This window comes from Streptomyces sp. NPDC093544, from assembly GCF_040683495.1.
In the GTDB taxonomy this organism is placed as follows: domain Bacteria; phylum Actinomycetota; class Actinomycetes; order Streptomycetales; family Streptomycetaceae; genus Streptomyces.
This window is the reverse complement of record NZ_JBFBEA010000007.1, coordinates 161,268-177,982: the sequence shown is the minus strand read 5'-3', so window position 1 is coordinate 177,982 and position 16,715 is coordinate 161,268. Positions and strand designations below refer to the sequence as shown.

18 protein-coding genes and 2 pseudogenes are annotated in these 16,715 nt (G+C 68.8%); 16 read left to right on the top strand and 4 right to left on the bottom strand.

The genetic code is table 11. The features are described from left to right. Nucleotides 1-92: 92 nt before the first annotated feature. The 10 genes from AB0N66_RS12515 to AB0N66_RS12470 all read left to right on the top strand — a co-directional run bounded on the left by AB0N66_RS12515 (nucleotide 93) and on the right by AB0N66_RS12470 (nucleotide 11,132). Nucleotides 93-1,310, top strand: coding sequence for an amidohydrolase family protein (locus AB0N66_RS12515; RefSeq protein ID WP_365432227.1), 1,218 nt, complete (start codon nucleotides 93-95; stop codon nucleotides 1,308-1,310). An 81-nt stretch (nucleotides 1,311-1,391) separates the two neighbouring features. Continuing rightward, the gene (locus AB0N66_RS12510) at nucleotides 1,392-2,333 is read left to right on the top strand and encodes an LLM class F420-dependent oxidoreductase (protein ID WP_365432224.1); all 942 of its coding nucleotides are present in this window, start codon (nucleotides 1,392-1,394) and stop codon (nucleotides 2,331-2,333) included. 110 nt (nucleotides 2,334-2,443) lie between these two features. Further along, entirely contained in the window at nucleotides 2,444-3,229 is a 786-nt protein-coding gene (locus AB0N66_RS12505) for an SDR family oxidoreductase (protein ID WP_365432221.1), read from the top strand. Nucleotides 3,230-3,392: 163 nt separating this feature from the next. Then, nucleotides 3,393-4,511 (top strand): LLM class flavin-dependent oxidoreductase, encoded by a 1,119-nt coding sequence (locus AB0N66_RS12500; RefSeq protein WP_365432218.1) that lies wholly within the window; start codon nucleotides 3,393-3,395, stop codon nucleotides 4,509-4,511. Nucleotides 4,512-4,525: 14 nt separating this feature from the next. Then, nucleotides 4,526-6,256, top strand: coding sequence for a D-aminoacylase (locus tag AB0N66_RS12495; protein WP_365432215.1), 1,731 nt, complete (start codon nucleotides 4,526-4,528; stop codon nucleotides 6,254-6,256). Beyond that, nucleotides 6,253-7,707, top strand: coding sequence for an aldehyde dehydrogenase family protein (locus AB0N66_RS12490; RefSeq protein ID WP_365432212.1), 1,455 nt, complete (start codon nucleotides 6,253-6,255; stop codon nucleotides 7,705-7,707). The genes AB0N66_RS12495 and AB0N66_RS12490 overlap by 4 nt, the downstream gene beginning before the upstream one ends. A 115-nt stretch (nucleotides 7,708-7,822) precedes the next feature. Further along, complete coding sequence (locus tag AB0N66_RS12485) at nucleotides 7,823-8,578, top strand: SDR family oxidoreductase (RefSeq protein ID WP_365432209.1); 756 nt, start codon at nucleotides 7,823-7,825, stop codon at nucleotides 8,576-8,578. 45 nt (nucleotides 8,579-8,623) lie between these two features. Continuing rightward, nucleotides 8,624-9,520, top strand: coding sequence for an SDR family NAD(P)-dependent oxidoreductase (locus AB0N66_RS12480; protein WP_365432206.1), 897 nt, complete (start codon nucleotides 8,624-8,626; stop codon nucleotides 9,518-9,520). A 24-nt stretch (nucleotides 9,521-9,544) separates the two neighbouring features. After that, on the top strand, nucleotides 9,545-10,270 hold the full coding sequence (locus AB0N66_RS12475) for a TetR/AcrR family transcriptional regulator (protein ID WP_365432203.1): 726 nt from the start codon (nucleotides 9,545-9,547) through the stop codon (nucleotides 10,268-10,270). Nucleotides 10,271-10,292: 22 nt separating this feature from the next. After that, nucleotides 10,293-11,132, top strand: coding sequence for an aldo/keto reductase (locus AB0N66_RS12470; protein ID WP_365432200.1), 840 nt, complete (start codon nucleotides 10,293-10,295; stop codon nucleotides 11,130-11,132). A 13-nt stretch (nucleotides 11,133-11,145) separates the two neighbouring features. On the opposite strand, the gene AB0N66_RS12465 is transcribed toward AB0N66_RS12470, so the two are convergent. From AB0N66_RS12465 to AB0N66_RS12450, 4 genes are all read right to left on the bottom strand, one after another. After that, a complete protein-coding gene (locus tag AB0N66_RS12465; RefSeq protein ID WP_365432197.1) occupies nucleotides 11,146-12,105 on the bottom strand; it encodes a chlorophyllase in 960 nt (319 codons plus the stop codon). A gap of 208 nt (nucleotides 12,106-12,313) precedes the next feature. Next, the gene (locus AB0N66_RS12460) at nucleotides 12,314-12,712 is read right to left on the bottom strand and encodes a nitroreductase family deazaflavin-dependent oxidoreductase (RefSeq protein ID WP_365432194.1); all 399 of its coding nucleotides are present in this window, start codon (nucleotides 12,710-12,712) and stop codon (nucleotides 12,314-12,316) included. Nucleotides 12,713-12,746: 34 nt separating this feature from the next. Beyond that, nucleotides 12,747-12,926, bottom strand: a complete 180-nt coding sequence (locus AB0N66_RS12455; protein ID WP_365432191.1) for a DUF397 domain-containing protein — start codon at nucleotides 12,924-12,926, stop codon at nucleotides 12,747-12,749. Between the two features lie 9 nt (nucleotides 12,927-12,935). Further along, on the bottom strand, nucleotides 12,936-13,787 hold the full coding sequence (locus AB0N66_RS12450) for a helix-turn-helix transcriptional regulator (RefSeq protein ID WP_365432188.1): 852 nt from the start codon (nucleotides 13,785-13,787) through the stop codon (nucleotides 12,936-12,938). A 210-nt stretch (nucleotides 13,788-13,997) separates the two neighbouring features. On the opposite strand from AB0N66_RS12450, the gene AB0N66_RS12445 reads away from it, so the two are divergent. From AB0N66_RS12445 to AB0N66_RS12420, 6 genes and pseudogenes are all read left to right on the top strand, one after another. Continuing rightward, a complete protein-coding gene (locus tag AB0N66_RS12445; RefSeq protein WP_365432185.1) occupies nucleotides 13,998-14,435 on the top strand; it encodes an ATP-binding protein in 438 nt (145 codons plus the stop codon). A gap of 163 nt (nucleotides 14,436-14,598) precedes the next feature. Further along, the gene (locus tag AB0N66_RS12440; protein WP_365432182.1) at nucleotides 14,599-14,817 is read left to right on the top strand and encodes a hypothetical protein; all 219 of its coding nucleotides are present in this window, start codon (nucleotides 14,599-14,601) and stop codon (nucleotides 14,815-14,817) included. Next, on the top strand, nucleotides 14,814-15,098 hold the full coding sequence (locus tag AB0N66_RS12435; RefSeq protein WP_365432179.1) for a hypothetical protein: 285 nt from the start codon (nucleotides 14,814-14,816) through the stop codon (nucleotides 15,096-15,098). Before AB0N66_RS12440 ends, AB0N66_RS12435 begins: the two co-directional genes overlap by 4 nt. A gap of 101 nt (nucleotides 15,099-15,199) precedes the next feature. Then, nucleotides 15,200-15,502, top strand: a pseudogene (locus tag AB0N66_RS12430) (IS5/IS1182 family transposase); the annotation flags it as partial. A 407-nt stretch (nucleotides 15,503-15,909) separates the two neighbouring features. Then, entirely contained in the window at nucleotides 15,910-16,053 is a 144-nt protein-coding gene (locus AB0N66_RS12425) for a hypothetical protein (protein WP_365432176.1), read from the top strand. A gap of 69 nt (nucleotides 16,054-16,122) precedes the next feature. After that, nucleotides 16,123-16,350: pseudogene (locus tag AB0N66_RS12420) on the top strand (transposase); the annotation flags it as partial. Between the last annotated feature and the right edge of the window lie 365 nt (nucleotides 16,351-16,715).

Sequence of the window (16,715 nt, the reverse complement as noted above, 5' to 3'; positions counted from 1 at the left end):
GACTCTCACAGAGTCCACACGCGGTCCGCGCAATCCAGCGGGCACCCACAAGGGAGCTGACGGACCGTCAGATCAGCGCTACCGTACAGAGTATGGAGACCTTCCCGAAGATCATCTCGGTGGACGACCACACGGTGGAGCCCCCCAACGTCTGGCGGGACCGGCTCCCGTCGAAGTACCAGGACCGAGGCCCGCGCATCCTCCGCGCGCCGCTGAAGGAAATGAGCTTCCTCGGCGGCAAGTTCGCGCCGGTCATGGGCAACCCGGGCGACGACGGACCGATAGGGGACTGGTGGGTGTACGAGGACCTCCACCGGCCCCTCACCCGCCTCGACACCGCCGTCGGCTACGACAGGGACGACATCAAGCTCGAAGTCATCACGTACGAGCAGATGCGTCCCGGTTCGTACGACGTGCCGCAGCGCCTGGCCGACATGGACGTCAACCATGTCCAGTCCGCCCTCTGTTTCCCGACCTTCCCCCGTTTCTGCGGACAGACCTTCACCGAGGCCAAGGACCGTGAGCTGGGTCTGCTGTGCGTGCGGGCCTACAACGACTGGATGGTGGAGGAGTGGTGCGGGCCGGAGGCCCAGGGCCGGCTGATACCGCTCCCCCTCATTCCCCTCTGGGATCCCCAGCTCGCGGCGGAGGAGGTACGCCGCAACGCCGCCCGTGGCGTACGCGCCGTGGCCTTCTCCGAGATACCGCCCCACCTCGGACTGCCGTCGATCCACACCGACGACTGGGACCCCTTCCTCGCCGCCTGCGACGAGACCGGCACGGTCATCGCCATGCACATCGGGTCCAGCAGCAAGATGCCGTCCACCTCCGCCGACGCCCCGCCCGCCGTCGGTTCCACCATCACCTTCGCCAACTGCTGTTTCTCGATGGTGGACTGGCTGATGAGCGGAAAGTTCGAGCGCTTCCCGAATCTCAAAGTCATGTACGCCGAAGGGCAGATCGGGTGGATTCCCTACATCCTTGAGCGGGCGGACGTGGTCTGGGAGGAGAACCGCGGGTGGGGCGGCGTCGCCGACAAGGTCCACCGGCCGCCGTCCGAACTCTTCACCGAGCACGTCTACGGCTGCTTCTTCGACGACGCCTTCGGCCTCAAGAACCTCGACGCCATCGGGGTCGGGAACGTCCTGTACGAGACCGACTATCCGCACTCCGACTCCACCTGGCCGAAGTCCAGGGAAGTCGGCGAGGCGCAGATGGGGCACCTCGACGCGGACGTCGTCGACCGGATCGTACGGCGGAACGCGATCGGGCTGCTGGGGCTGGCGGAGAACGGCCTCTGGGTGCCGTAGAGGATGCACACCCCTTGTCTGACGGTCCGTCAGCTACGACTATGGGCCCTGATATGACGGCCTGTCAGTCAAGGGGTGCCGATGCACGTACTGCCACAAGGGCGGCTCGCCTACGGGATGCAACTCCCGATCCAGTCGCAGAGCACCATCTACGCCGAGCCGTGGGAGGCGGGGGCGGGCCCCGCCGACCTCGTCGAGATCGCCCGCGCCGCCGACCGCTCCGGCTTCGCGTATCTCGCGAGCTGCGACCACGTCGCCATCCCGCGCCGCCTCGCGAGCGCCATGAGCACCATCTGGTACGACCCCGTCGCCACCCTCGCCCTCCTCGCGGGCGTGACCGAACGCGTACGGCTGCTCAGTCATGTCGCGATCGTCGGGCTGCGGCATCCGCTGGTCACCGCCAAGCAGTACGCGACCCTCGACCACCTGAGCGGGGGGCGGCTGATTCTCGGCGTCGGGGCCGGGCACGTACAGGAGGAGTTCGAGGTGCTCGGGGTGGACTTCGGGCGGCGGGGGGCGGTCCTCGACGAGTCCATCGACGCACTGCGGGCCGCGCTCGGGCCGGATGAATTCCCCGTCCACCACGGCAAGTTGTACGACTTCGAGGGGCTCGGGCAGCTGCCGAGGCCCGCGCAGGAGCGCGTACCCGTCTGGGTCGGCGGGTCCTCGCCCGCCGCCGTACGCCGGGCCGCGTTGCGCGGTGACGGGTGGCTGCCGCAGGGGGATCCGCGTGACCGGCTGCCGGAGCAGATCGCCAAGCTCCGAAGGCTCAGGCAGGACGCGGGCATCGAGGACCCCGTCACCATCGGGGCCATCACCGAGCCGCTGTACGTCGGTGAGCCCGGCTGGGATGTCGGGCGGCGCACCCTGCACGGGGCGCCGGAAGCGCTCGCCGAGTCGCTGGGGGCGTACCGCGCGATGGGCGTGCACCAGATACAGGTGCGGTTCCGCAGCAGGAGCCGCAGTGAACTCACCGATCAGATGGCGGCGTTCGGCGCCGAGGTCGCTCCGCACCTCGGCTGAGGGGGTCATGAGCCGTATCTCGGCTGAAGGAGCCGCAAGCCGCATCTCGGCTCACGAAGCCATAGGCCGCACCCGGCCCTTCCGGGCCGCCCGACAACTTACGGAGAGCCATGGGCAAGCTGGACGGACGCGTCGTCCTCATCACGGGTGCGGCGCGCGGGCAGGGTGAGCAGGAGGCGCGGCTCTTTGTCGCGGAGGGTGCGCGGGTCCTTCTCGCGGATGTGCTCGACGACCAGGGGGAGACCCTGGCCAAGGAGATCGGCGCGCGTTACGTGCACCTCGACGTGAGTCAGGAGGACGAGTGGCGTGAAGCCGTCGTCGTGGCCAAGAGTGCGTACGGGCGGATCGACGGGCTCGTCAACAACGCCGGCATCCTGCGCTTCAACGAGCTGGTCAACACCCCGCTCGAGGAGTTCCAGCAGATCGTCCAGGTCAACCAGGTCGGCGTCTTCCTCGGGATCAAGACCGTGGCGCCAGAGATCGCGGCGGCGGGCGGCGGCACCATCGTCAACACCGCCTCGTACGCCGGGCTCACGGGGATGGCCTGGGTCGGCGCCTACTCCGCGACCAAGCACGCCATCGTGGGGCTGACCCGGGTGGCCGCCCTGGAGCTCGCCGCCAAGGGGATCCGGGTCAACGCCGTCTGTCCGGGGGCCATCGACACCGCCATGAGCAACCCGGCGCAGCTCGACCCGGACGCCGCCCCCGCCGACAGCGCGGCGGCCTCGGAGGCGATCGACCGGATGTACCGCAAGCTCGTGCCGCTCGGCCGGATCGGGCGGGCGGAGGAGGTGGCCCGGCTCGTCCTCTTCCTCACCGGTGAGGACTCCTCGTACATCACCGGGCAGCCGTTCGTGATCGACGGGGGGTGGCTGGCGGGGGTGAGTGTCATCTGACCTCCCGTCGTGTCGCCTGACCTCCCGCCCCTCAGCTGACGCGACGTCAGCTATTGACGCCTCACGGGCGCGGTGGAACAGTCGGCGGCAGATGAATCTGACGGTTCGTCAGATAGATGGACAGTGACATAGCTGGACAGAGACGTGGGGACGGTGAACCTCCTTGGAATTCGGGCTCTTTGTACAGGGATACGTGGGCAAGCGGGCCGAGACCGATCCGCTCGCGGAACACAAGGCGCTGATGGAGGAGACCGAGTACGTCATCCAGGCGGACAAGTCCGGCTTCAAGTACGCCTGGGCGTCCGAGCACCACTTCCTGGAGGAGTACTCGCACCTCTCGGCCAACGACGTCTTCCTCGGCTACCTCGCGCACGCCACCGAGCGCATCCACCTCGGGTCCGGGATCTTCAACCCGCTCGCCCAGGTCAACCACCCGGTGAAGGTCGCCGAGAAGGTCGCCATGCTCGACCATCTCAGCGAAGGGCGCTTCGAGTTCGGCAGCGGCCGGGGCGCAGGCTCGCACGAGATCCTCGGCTTCATACCCGGCGTCACCGACATGAACTACACCAAGGAGATCTGGGAAGAGACCATCGCCGAGTTCCCGAAGATGTGGCTCCAGGACGAGTACGTCGGGTTCCAGGGCAAGCACTGGCAGCTCCCGCCGCGCAAGATCTTCCCCAAGCCGTACGGGAAGTCGCACCCCGCCATGTGGTACGCCGCCGGGTCACCACCCTCGTACGCCATGGCCGCCCGCAAAGGGCTCGGGGTCCTCGGCTTCAGCGTGCAGAAGGTCTCCGACATGGAGTGGGTCCTTGAGCAGTACAAGACGGCGATCGTCGAGGCGCAGCCGGTCGGGGACTTCGTCAACGACAACGTGATGGTGACCTCGACGGCGATCTGCGCGCCGACGCACGCGGAGGCCGTACGGATCGCGGCCGGTGGCGGGCTGCACTACCTCCAGTCGCTCGTCTTCCGCTACCACGACACCTTCCCGCGGCCCGAGGGCTTCCCCGTCTGGCCGGAGACGCTCCCCGAGTTCAACGAGGAGATCATCGAACTCCTCATCTCCGAGGAGCTGTTGATCTGCGGCGACCCGGCCGAGGTGCTCACCCAGTGCAAGCGGTGGGAGCAGGCGGGCGCGGACCAGCTCAGCTTCGGGATGCCGATCGGGATCTCCTCGGAAGACACCCTCCAGTCGATCAGGCTGATCGGCGAGCACGTGATTCCGAAGATCGACACGGATCCGGTGCACCGGACGACCCGGTTCCGCAACGCCGTCTAGGGGGTTCTCGCGCGATGCTCGACCATCTGATCAAGGGCGCGACCGTCGTGGACGGGACGGGTGCCCCCGCGTACACCGCCGATGTGGGGATACGGAACGGCCGTATCGCCGTCATCGGGGCGGTGACGGAGGACGCGAGGACGAGCGAGGACGCTCACGGGCTCGTCCTCGCCCCGGGTTTCGTCGACCCGCACACGCACTACGACGCCCAGCTCTTCTGGGACCCGTACGCCACCCCGTCCCTGAACCACGGGGTGACGACCGTCGCGGGCGGCAACTGCGGCTTCACCCTTGCCCCGTTGAACCCCGACCGGCCCGAGGACGCCGACTACACGCGCCGCATGCTGTCCAGGGTCGAGGGCATGTCCCTGATCGCCCTGGAGGAGGGCGCGCCCTGGAGCTGGCACGGCTTCGGGGAGTACCTGGACGCCCTGGAGGGGCGGATCGCCGTCAACGCGGGCTTCATGGTGGGGCATTGCGCGCTGCGGCGGTATGTGATGGGTGCGGATGCGGTGGGCGGGCAGCCGACCGAGGAGCAACTCCAGGAGATGCTGCGGCTCTTCCACCAGGCGATGTCCGCCGGAGCCTGGGGGCTGTCCACCACCCAGTCCTCCACGCACTCGGACGGCGACGGGAAGCCGGTCGCCTCACGGCACGCGAAACCCGCCGAACTGCTGGCTCTCTCAAGGGCGGTGGGCGAGCACGAGGGCACGCAGATCGAGGCGATCGTCGCGGGCTGCCTGGACCAGTTCAGCGACGACGAGATAGATCTGTTCGTGGAGATGAGCGCGGCGGCGGGCCGCCCCCTGAACTGGAACGTGCTGACGATCGACTCCGCCGTCCCCGAGCGCGTCCCCCGGCAGCTGGAGGCGAGCGAACGCGCCCGCAAGTCCGGTGGCCGCATCATCGCGCTCACCATGCCGATCCTCACCCCCATGAACATGTCGCTCGGCACCTTCTGCGCCCTGAACCTCATCCCCGGCTGGGGCGAGGTGTTGGCACTCCCCGTACCCGAGCGGATCGCCCGCCTGCGCGACCCGGACGCACGCGCCGAGATGCTGCGCAGGGCCGCCAGCAAGGAAGCGGGCGTCTTCCGGCGGCTCGCCAACTTCGGGCGGTATGTCATCGGGGACACCTACAGCGCGGCGAACGAGGGCCTGACGGGGCGGGTCGTCAACGACATCGCGGCCGAGCGCGGCCAGGAGCCCTTCGAGTGCCTCGTGGAGATCTGCGCGGCCGACGACATGCGTACGGTGCTGTGGCCGATGCCCACCGACAACGACCCCGACTCGTGGGCGCTGCGCCAGGAGACCTGGCGGCACGAGGACGTCATGCTCGGCGGCTCCGACGCGGGCGCCCATCTGGACCGCATGTGCGGGGCCCCGTACACCACTCGTTTCATCGGTGACTGTCTGCGCGGGCGGAAGCTCGTCACGCTGGAGCAGGCAGTGAAGATGCTGACGGACGACCCGGCGCGGCTCTTCGGGCTGCGGCAGCGGGGGCGCCTGGAGGTGGGCTGGCATGCGGACCTGGTCCTCTTCGACCCGGAACGGATCGACGCCGGCAAGGCCACCCTGGTGCACGACCTGCCGGGTGACAGTCCGCGCCTCGACTCGAAGGCGATCGGTATAACGGCCGTGTGGGTCAACGGTGTTGAGGCGATCCGGGGTGACGCGGTGACAGGTGCGGTGCCGGGGAAGGTGCTCAGGTCCGGGCGGGACACGCAGACGGTGAGCACCAAGTGACCCACGAAGAGCAGCGGTTGTTCATCGGCGGCTCGTGGGTGGAGCCCGACAACGGGTTCTACGAGGTGACCGACCCGGCGACCGAAGGTGTCGTCGGGCGGGCGCCGGAGGCCTCGCGGGAGCAGGTGTACGCGGCCGCCGCCGCGGCCCGCGAGGCCTTCGGGATGTGGTCGCGCACGCCCGCCGAGGAGCGCGCCGCCGTACTCGACAGGGCCGCCGGGATCATCCGCCGCAACCTCCTCCCGTACGCCGAACTCGCCCAGGCCGAGAGCGGCGCCACCACCGGGACCGCCCGCGCGATGCAGGTGGGCGTGGGCATGGCCCGTTTCCGCCGGTACGCGAAGGCCGAACCCGTCGAGCAGCCGCTGCCGCCGCAGATCAACGAGGCGGGGCCGTTCGGCGGGGCCGCCGTCATGGGCGCCTTGGCCCTGCGCCAGCCCGTCGGTGTCGTCACCTGCGTCACCTCGTACAACAACCCCTGGGCCAACCCGGCCGGCAAGATCGCCCCCGCCCTCGCCATGGGCAACACGGTGGTCGTGAAGCCCGCCCCGCAGGACCCCCTCTCCGTGTACCGGATGGCGGAGGCCCTGGAGGCGGCGGGCGTCCCGCCGGGGGTCGTGAACGTTGTCGGCGGAAGGGAGTTGGAGGTCGGCGAGGCGGCGGTCGACTCCCCGGACGTCGACATGGTCAGCTTCACCGGCTCGACCGCCGTCGGGCAGCGCATCGCCGAGGTGTGCGGGCGCGGCATGAAGCGGCAGTTGATGGAGCTGGGCGGCAAGGGCGCGGCGGTCGTCTTCGACGACGCGGATCTGAAGTCGGCGGCGCTGGGGATCGGGACGACGTTCTCCTTCTACAGCGGGCAGATCTGTACGGCGCCGACCCGGGTACTGGTGCAGCGGGCCGTGCACGACCGGCTCGTAGAGCAACTAGCCGCGTACGCGGGTCACTTGAAGGTCGGCGATCCGCGGGACCCTGCCACGGTGGTCGGCCCGGTCATCTCCGCGGCCCATCGCGACCGGGTCGAGTCGTACGTCGAACTCGGGCGGAAGGAAGGTGCGCGGGTGGTCGCGGGCGGCGTGCGGCCCCCTCTCGACCGCGGCTTCTACGTGGCCCCCACTCTCCTCGCCGACTGCACCCCGGACATGCGGGTGGTCCGTGAGGAGATCTTCGGTCCCGTCGTCGTGGTCGTCCCCTTCGACGACGAGGAGGAGGCCATCACCCTCGCCAACGACAGCGACTACGGCCTCATCGACTACGTCTGGTCCGGCGACGTAGCCCGCGCCTTCCGCGTGGCCCGCCGGCTCCGCGCGGGCGGCGTCGGCGTCAACACCGTCGGCCGGAACATGGAGGCCCCGTTCGGCGGGTTCAAGAAGAGCGGGGTGGGCCGGGACGTGGGGTCGTACGCGCTGCACGCGTACAGCGAGGTGCAGGCGATCGTCTGGCAGGGGTGACCTGCCCGTAGCGATGTTACGGGCGCCATGAGTAGCGTTGCTACCTCTTTGATGTTAGCGTTGTTCCTGTCGGGAAGCGAAGACCGCTACCCCAGTCGCGACAGGGAGCAACGCCATGAGTGAGCAGTCCAGCACGGGTACGGACCCCCGCGTCGCCGTCGTCACCGGCGGTTCGCGTGGGATCGGGCGGGAGACCGCCGAGCGCCTCGCCGCCGACGGATTCGCCGTCGTCGTCAACTACGCGGGCAATGAGGCCGAGGCCGACAAGGCCGTCGCCGCGATCACCGGGGCCGGCGGGCTGGCGATCGCCGTACGGGCCGACGTGGCCGACGAGACCGAGGTCGCCGCTCTCTTCGACGCGGCGGAGAGCACGTACGGCGGGGTGGACGTCGTAGTCCACGCGGCCGGTGTCATGGCGCTGGCCCCGCTCGTGGACCTCGACCTCGACGCCCTCGACCGGATGCACCGCACCAACATCCGCGGCACGTTCGTCGTCGACCAGCAGGCCGCGCGCCGGCTGCGCGCGGGCGGCGCGATCATCAACTTCTCCAGCTCCGTACTGGCGCTGGCGATCCCCGGCTACAGCGCGTACGCCGCCACCAAGGGCGCCGTCGAGGCGGTCACCCTGATCCTCGCCCGCGAGATGCGCGGCCGGGACATCACCGTGAACGCGGTGGCCCCCGGCCCGACGGCCACCGCCCTGTTCCTGGACGGCAAGGACGAGGAGACCATCGCGCGGATGGCGGCCCAGCCGCCGCTTGAGCGTCTCGGCACCCCCGAGGACATCGCCGGGGTCGTCTCCTTCCTCGCCGGTCCCGCGGGCCGCTGGATCAACGGCCAGGTGATCCGCGCCAACGGTGGCATCGCGTAGTCATCCGAGTGGTCCCAACCCCCCCTGACCTTCAGGAGTTCAGCCATGAGCAAGGTGATCGTGATCACCGGCGCCGGTTCCGGCTTCGGCGCCCTCTCCGCCCGCGCACTCGCCCGCGCCGGGCACACCGTCTACGCCGCGATGCGCGACATAACCGGCCGCAACGCGGACCGGGTCACGGAGGCCGCGGCATACGCCGCCGAGCACCAGGTGGACCTGCGTACGGTCGAACTGGACGTCCTCTCCCAGGAGTCGGCGGACGCCGCCGTCGCCACGATCCTGGCGGAGGCCGGCGCGCTGGACGTGGTCGTGCACAACGCGGGCCACATGGTGACCGGCCCGACGGAGGCCTTCACCCCCGAGGAACTGGCAGCGGTGTACGACACGAACGTGCTGGGCACTCAGCGCGTCAACCGGGCCGCACTGCCGCACCTGCGAGCACAGGGTCACGGCCTGGTGCTGTGGGTCGGCTCCACCTCGACAAGGGGCGGCACCCCGCCGTACCTGGCGCCGTACTTCGCCGCGAAGTCCGCGATGGACGCGCTCGCCGTGTCGTACGCCGCCGAGCTCGCCCGCTTCGACATCGAGACGACCATCGTCGTACCGGGCTCCTTCACCTCAGGAACCAACCACTTCGCCACCGGCGGACACCCTGCCGAACAGACCGTGATCCCCGCGTACGAGGAGCGCTACGCGGGCCTGATGGACCAGGTCTCCCAACGCCTGGCCGCCCTCGCGCCCGCCGACGCGGACGTGTCCCAGGTGGCCGACGCGATCGTCGAGGTCGTCGACACCCCGCATGGCGAGCGCCCGTTCCGGGTCCACATCGACCCGGCGAACGACGGCTCCGAGGAGGTCAGCGAGGTCGCGGACCGGATACGCGCCGAGTTCCTGAAGCGGATCGGCCTGGACGACCTCCTCGCCCCCCACCAGGTGATCTGAGTGGCATCCGTTAGCGTCGCTACCGTGAGTACGAAGGCGCGCATTCTCGAAGTGGCGGCAGCGTTGGTCGCCGAGTCCCCGGACGGGGATGTCTCGACCCGGGCGGTCTGCGAGGCCGCCGGGGTCGGTGCCCCGGCCCTCTACCGTCACTTCGGGGACAAGGAGGGCCTGCTGTCGGCGGTCGTCGACCACGGCTGGGACAGGTACCTGGCGACCAAACGCCACCGCACCCCCGGCACGGACCCCGTCCAGGACCTGCGCGACGGCTGGGACACCCACACCGAGTTCGCCCTCCAGAACCCGAACCTCTACCGACTGATGAACTCCCCGGCGATGCGCACACCCCCGGCCGCGGCCCTGGAGTCCCACCAGATCCTTACCTCCGACCTCCAACGAGCCGCCGAACAGGGCAAGTTGCGCCTGGCCCCGGAGCTCGCCGCCCAGATGATCATGTCCGCGAACGTCGGCGTCGCCCTGATGCTGGTCTCGCGCCCGGCGACCTTCACCGACAGGACGGTGGCGCGGCGGGTACGGGACGCGGTGCACGCGGCGGTCTTCACGCCGGACGTGATGGACTCCCGTACGGCATCGGGGTCCCCTACGGCATCGCGTCCCGACGCGGAGGAGGCCCGGGTCCCCGCCACGGCCGCCCGCCTCAATGCCCTCCTGCGCCGGCCCGCACCCTCGAGCCTCACCCCGGCCGAGACGACTCTCCTGACAGAGTGGTTGAACCGCCTCTCGAACGAGTGACGGTGAGCGTGAAGGGGAGCCGATGACACAGGCAACGTTCCTTGTCGGTGGGGATCTGGCCGTGGGGCGACTCGGCTTCGGAGCCATGCGCCTGCCGACCGATCCGGGCCCCGCCCGCGAGGACGCCGTGGAGGTCGCCCGCCGGGCCGTCGAGCTGGGCGTGACACTGATCGACACCGCCCACATGTACGGCTGGGGAGCCAACGAGGAGCTCCTCGCAGAGGCCCTGCACCCCTACCCGGACGGGCTGCTCATCACCACCAAGGTCGGTGTCGTCCGATCGGCGGAGACGGGGGAGTGGGGGCTGGACGGCCGCCCGGACGTCCTGCGTGCTCAGGTCGACGAGGCCCTCCGCCGGCTCCGCGTCGACCGGATCGAGCTGCTCCAGCTCCACCGCATCGACCCGGAGACCCCCCTCGCCGACCAGCTCGGCACGCTGCGGGAACTCCGGGACGAGGGCAAGGTGGGCCGGATCGGTCTGTCCGAGGTCACCGTCACCGAACTCGACCGGTCGCGGGAGATCGTCGACATCGCCAGCGTGCAGAACCGCTACAACGTTCTCGACCGCGAGTACGAGCCCGTGCTCGCGGCCTGTGAGGAGGCGGGGATCGCGTTCCTGCCGTGGCGGCCAGTCGCAGCGGGAGACTCAGGAGCAAGAGCCGAGGTTGCCGCCGTGGCATCCGAACTCGGCGCCACCCCCACCCAACTCTCCCTCGCCTGGCTCCTGGCCCACTCGCCGGTCATCCTCCCGATCCCGGGCACCGCCCGAATCGACCACCTGGAGGAGAACCTCGCCGCCGCACAGCTCCACCTGACCCCGGCGCATCTGGACCGTCTCGACCGGCTGTACGAGCAGGGTTAGCCCGCCCGTCGGCCTACTTGGACTCGACTCGCCCGAGCGCGTCCGGGTCGGCCGTCAGCGCGTCACGCGCCGTCTGCCAGGCGGTGTCCCCGGGGTAGAGCTCGCTGCGGAGGTAGGCCCAGGTGAGCCGCTGGACCGCGGACACCCGCGCGGGACTCTCGTCCGTGGTCTCGGCGACGTCGTATCCGGCGACTCCGCCGAGCCCGTGCTCCGCGTCGAACAGCGTGAGCAGGGACTTGGGGCCGGGGGAGAGGACGTAGGGATCGGCGTGCCAGTCAGGGCCCGCGACCGTCAGGTGGGTGGAGGTGTCCTTGTCGCCGGCGACCACGAGCGTGGGCGCCGACATCTCGGCGAAGTCCATGGTCAGGAAGAAGGAGTAGTTCTCGGCCACGAACTCGCTGACGGCATCGCCGCCCCTGCCGGGCGCCGCAAGCAGGACACCCGCCTTGATCCGGGGGTCGGCCAGGTCCACCACCGTTCCGTCGTCCGGATCGGTGAGCCGGGCGCCAAGGAGCAGGCTCGCGGTGTGCCCGCCCATCGAGTGCCCGGCCACGGCGATCTTGCTGTGGTCCAGGCGCCCGGCGAGCTGCGGTACGGCGGCCTCGATCACGTCGAGCAGATCGAGGACGCGCTTCATGTCCTCGGCCCGTGAACGCCAGTACAGCGGCGCCCCCGGGGTCTCGGGATCCAGGCTCAGCGTCCTGGAGCTCAGGTGGGTGGGCTGGATCACGACGAAGCCGTGGGCCGCCCAGAAGTTGGCGAGGGGGGCGTAGCCGTTCAGCGAGGAGAGGTGGTTCGAGTAGCCCTGGCCGTGCGAGAGAAGGATGACCGGCAGGTCGCTCCCGGTCACGGGGGCGGAGACACGCACCTCCAGGTCCACGGCCCGGCCGGGAGTCGGCAGCACCACCGGACTGACCGAGAGGACGGGAGTGGGCGAGCTGAAGGGGTCGGCGGGGTGAGTCGATTCGCTCATGTTGCTGCGTCCGTTCAATGGCCGGCCGTTCGATGACCTCTCCTGCCTGTTGCCGGTCTCGTTCGGCCGGTGGCGGGGGAGGCGGTCAGGAGCGTCCGGCTTCAGGAACTTGGTACGCTGAATCGGAACGTTGTTCCGATTACGATACGGAACAGCGTTCCGTTTTGTCAACGGTCGCCGAGAGGAGAGCGTGGGGCCACAGCGCGGATCAGCTGTCCGTCAGATCCACCCGCACCGTCAGCAGGTTCGTGCCGACCGCGCGGACCGCGACGCTGTTCATCCGGGGCAGGGACCTGAGCCGTTCGCGAGCGTCGTCCTGGGCCAGCAAGTGGGCCGTCCCATCGTGCCAACGCCCCTTGACGCGCACCCGGACCCTCGGATCGGCCTTGATGTTCCGCACGTACTGCGACTTCTCCCCGTACTCGGACACGATCCAGAACTCCCGCCCGACGCGCCGCCCACCGACCGGCGTCCGACGCGGCAGCCCCGACTTCCGCCCCGTGGTCTCCAGCAGCGTCTGGAACGGCAGCAACTTCATGACCGGATTCCCGACCCGCCGCTGAAGCGACGTGACGACGCGGAACTTGAGCTCGTGGTGGCGTGGCATGTGGGGGCTCTTTCGTTGGCAGACCTGGGCGGGATCAGTGGTTCGGCTTGAGTGCTCGGAGGAGGGCGGCGAAGGCGTCGGGTTGAGCCGAGAGTATGACCCCGGTGGAGTCGCTGCTTTCGGTGAGATGGACCGTTTCTGCGGTGGCGGCGACGTGGAGGCAGGCGTCGCCCTCCTGGCAGTAGGACGACTTCTGCCAGTCATGCGTGGACATGGGGCTCCTTCACAGGTCGTGGGCGATGGCGTGGATCAGGTCCCGGGACTTATCGGGGCTCAGGGCGGTGGCCTCCACGATGTCGAGCAGGTTCCGGTACTTCTCCAAGAGTGCTTCGGCGTCCAGGAGTACGGGACCGTGGAACTGGTCGAGTTGTGCGGTGTCGAGCTGGGGGACGGGGCCGTGAAGGTAGTTGATGGACTGGCCCGACCCGGGAAACGCACCGACGTCGAACGGGAGCACTCGTACGGTGATGTGCTCACGCTCGCTCATGTCGAGCAGGTGCTGGAGCTGGGCGCGGGCCACGTCCCGGCCGCCGACGCGCATGCGCAAGGCCGCTTCGTGGATGACTGTCCGGTACGGGATCGGGTCTGCCCGGTAGATGACGTCCTGCCGCTTGATGCGGTGTGAGACGCGGTGCTCGACCTCCGGTGGCGTGGGTGCCGGGATCACGTGGCGGAAGATCTCGCGGGCGTGGTCGTGAGTTTGGAGCAGCCCCGAGATGTGGGTTGTGTACGCGGTGCGCACGGCGGTGGCGTGGTGCTCCAGTTCGGCAAGGTCGAGCAGGCCCGACGGCAGGACCTCCCGGTACGCCTCCCACCAGCCACGCGTCTTGTCGGTCGCGATGTCGACCAGGGCTTCGATGAAAGCCTGGTCCGAGCATGTGTATGTGCGGGCCATCGCCCTGAGGCGGTCGGGGCTGACGCCGAACCGTGCCGACTCGATGTTGCTGAGTTGCCCCTGGCTGACCCCGAGTGTGCGGGCTGCCTCGGTTGCTGTCATGCCCGCTCGTTCGCGCATCTTGCGCAGCTCAACGGCAAGTCGGATGCGGCGGGCCGACGCCGAGGGCTTTGGGGGCATGTGAACTCCTCTGGCTCTGCGTCGAGTTGGTGTGTCACTCACACGAGCGAAGTCTCTCGAAGTTTTCTCGGATTCGCCAAAAGTTATTTGTGCGTGCCTTATCTTCGTTCCCAGGCGCCTCGCCCGGGAGTACCCCGCTCGACGGAGCGGCATCGTCACTGGGCTCCGCAGACCAACGACCCCAACTCCCTCTCGTGATCGGAAACTTCCATGGCAACCGTATCGCCGCCCTGGTCCTACACCCTGCAACTTCCGCACGATCCACGGGCTCCGGGCATCGCCCGGGGAACCCTCAGGCTGATTCTGGCCGCGCATGAAATGTCCGAACTCGCCCCCACGGCAGAGCTGTTGGCGTCGGAGCTGCTGACGAACTCGCACTGTCACACCAGTGGCCCGTACGCCCTCCGGATCCTCTCGACCGAGTCGGACCGGCTGCGGGTCGCCGTATGGGACTCCGACCCAAGAGTCCCGCCCGGCTTCGGCGACGTACCCCCGCCGATCGCTGAAACCGCCGAGCACGGCCGGGGGCTGCACCTCGTACGGGCCTGCGCCGACGCATGGGGCGCGTCAGTACTGCGCGAACTGGGCGCGTCGAAGGGCGGCAAGCTGCTGTGGGCCGAGTGCGGACGCGGGGTGAAGGCGTGGTGAGCGGGGCGGTGCGGGCGGTGGGGAATGCCGAGCGATGTCCGTCCCGGGCGGGCGGCGCCATACTGGGAGGTGGAGCGATGCCCGTTCGTCAGGAGCAGACCATGAGCGCGAGCGCACAGCCCGAGCACGGCTGGGGAGCGATGCCCTCCCGGAGATCCGGACCGTGGACGACCTGCGCGGCGCGCTCAGCCGTTACGGCTTTCCCGGCGACCGGGAGCGCTTCGAGGAGGAGCTGGCGGCGGCCATAGGAGCCGCCCCCACCAACGATTTCGAGGGCGCCGCGGCTGTGGTACGGGCCTATCGGCACCGCGTCCACATCAGGAACTCGCCCGGGATCATGGCAGCCCTCGAAGACGCACGCGCCGGAGGCGCCGGCACATGAGTGATATCCCGCTGGAGGAAGCCGAACCCGCCAAGAAGGCGTTCGGAGACCTCACGGAGGGAGAGCGGGACGTGGTCCGGGAAGCACTCGCGGTCATCGGGCGCGACCCGGCGGCGGGGCGCGAGATCCCAGGGTGGCGTCCGCCCTCCGTGGAGTACACGTACACCACACCGCTTGCCCACGACTCCGCCGAAGCGATCACCGTCGTCTGTACGCACACCCCTGGCTTGGGTGTGACCGTCGTGTACTACTTCCGTGATCCGCAGGTCGTGGATCAGTAGCGCTCCGGGGCCGGGTATTAAGGCCATCGGACCGCGACGGCCCCGGAACCTGGAGCGTGTTGTGAAAGTACTGGTCACAGCCGCTTAGAGGTCGCGCGGACCATCCGCTGGGCTGCCACCGCGCACGGATCAGCGACCGGATCGTCTTCGACAAGCTGCTGCGCTTCGGCTGCTCCTACCATGCGATCGCCGACACGACCTGCTCGGCCACCACGATCCGCAACCGCCGTGACGAGTGGATCAGGCTCGGCGTCTTCGCCCTGCTCAAACAGATCGCGCTGGAGTCCTACGACCGCATCGTCGGCCTCGTCCTCGATCAGATCGCCATCGACGGCTCCATCACCAAGGCACCCGGCGGCGGCGAGGTCGCCGGACGCTCACCGGTGGACCGCGGGAAACAGGGTCTGAACTTGTTGTTTATGGTCCGGCGTCGAACACCAAACCCCGTCGTGGATCTGTCGCTGAGAGTGAGAGTTGACAGCTGTTGTCGGTGAGTGCGAACAGGGCCTGTGGTTGGGTGGGGGGTGTCGCCGAAATTTGGGCAGCGGTGCGGGCTTGCAGCGGAAGCGTGAGTCGAGTGATGAGGGGGCCGCGATGTCGTAGCAGCCCCGGATCGAGGGGGACCATGACCAGACGTTGGTACACACCACTCGGCATCAATCTACTCCTGGGCATCCCAGCCATCGTGCCCATGCTGATGCTTTGGATTCTGCTGTCGAACTGGCCGCTCGCCGACATGGGGCTGACGACAAGAATCCCGAACAACGAGCATGACGACAGTCCGAATGCGGCACTTCTATTCTTCGGCCCCATGATCGCTGCGAGCGCCGTCCTCTGGTGGATCGCCAACCGTCCCCTCGCCCGCCGAACCCAACTCACCGCACCCCGCTACTGGCTCCTCTCCCTCACCGGCATCCTCATCCCAACCGCCGTCGCCATCACAGCTTGGCGCTAAAGCAGCGGCTCACCCTCTACCTGCTGCTGTCAGTAGTCATCTACAGAGCCAGATGGGTCCAACAACCAGCTGAAACACTCGGGCACGACGGACGGCTACGGCATCCCGCTGGGCCGCGTCCTGGCCGGAGCGAACCGGCACGACTCACCCCTGCTCGCCCCGACCCTGGACCGACTGGACGACCTGGTACCCCTGCCCGGCGACGTTACCGTGCACCTGGACGCCGGCTACGACTCGGACAAGACCCGCACGCTGCTCGACGAGCGCGGACTGCACAGCCGGCTCGCACACAAAGGCCAAGATGTCAGACAGGGAACGATTTTAAGCGCGCACTGCCGGGGGCGGAATATTTCACCGGAGGAAAACCAGAATGTTGATTCAGGCAATCCGATGCCTAGTCGTCCGCCACGTTCGCCAGAAAGTTCCGATTTACGTTAATCAGGTGATCAAGTGCTGCTCTGGCGGCGCCAGCGGCAGTAATGGTCACTGAAGAAAGGGTTGTGGTCTAACCCTCAGGGTTTCGGAGTGCTGGACGAGCCATTCGTAGTCGCGGGCGTGTTGGCGGGCGTGCATGATGCAGGCACAGGTCTCTCCGATGATCACAGAGCTTCGCAACTCCATGATCGTCAGGACCTGTGCCTGTCTTGCTGCCGGGGGTTCCG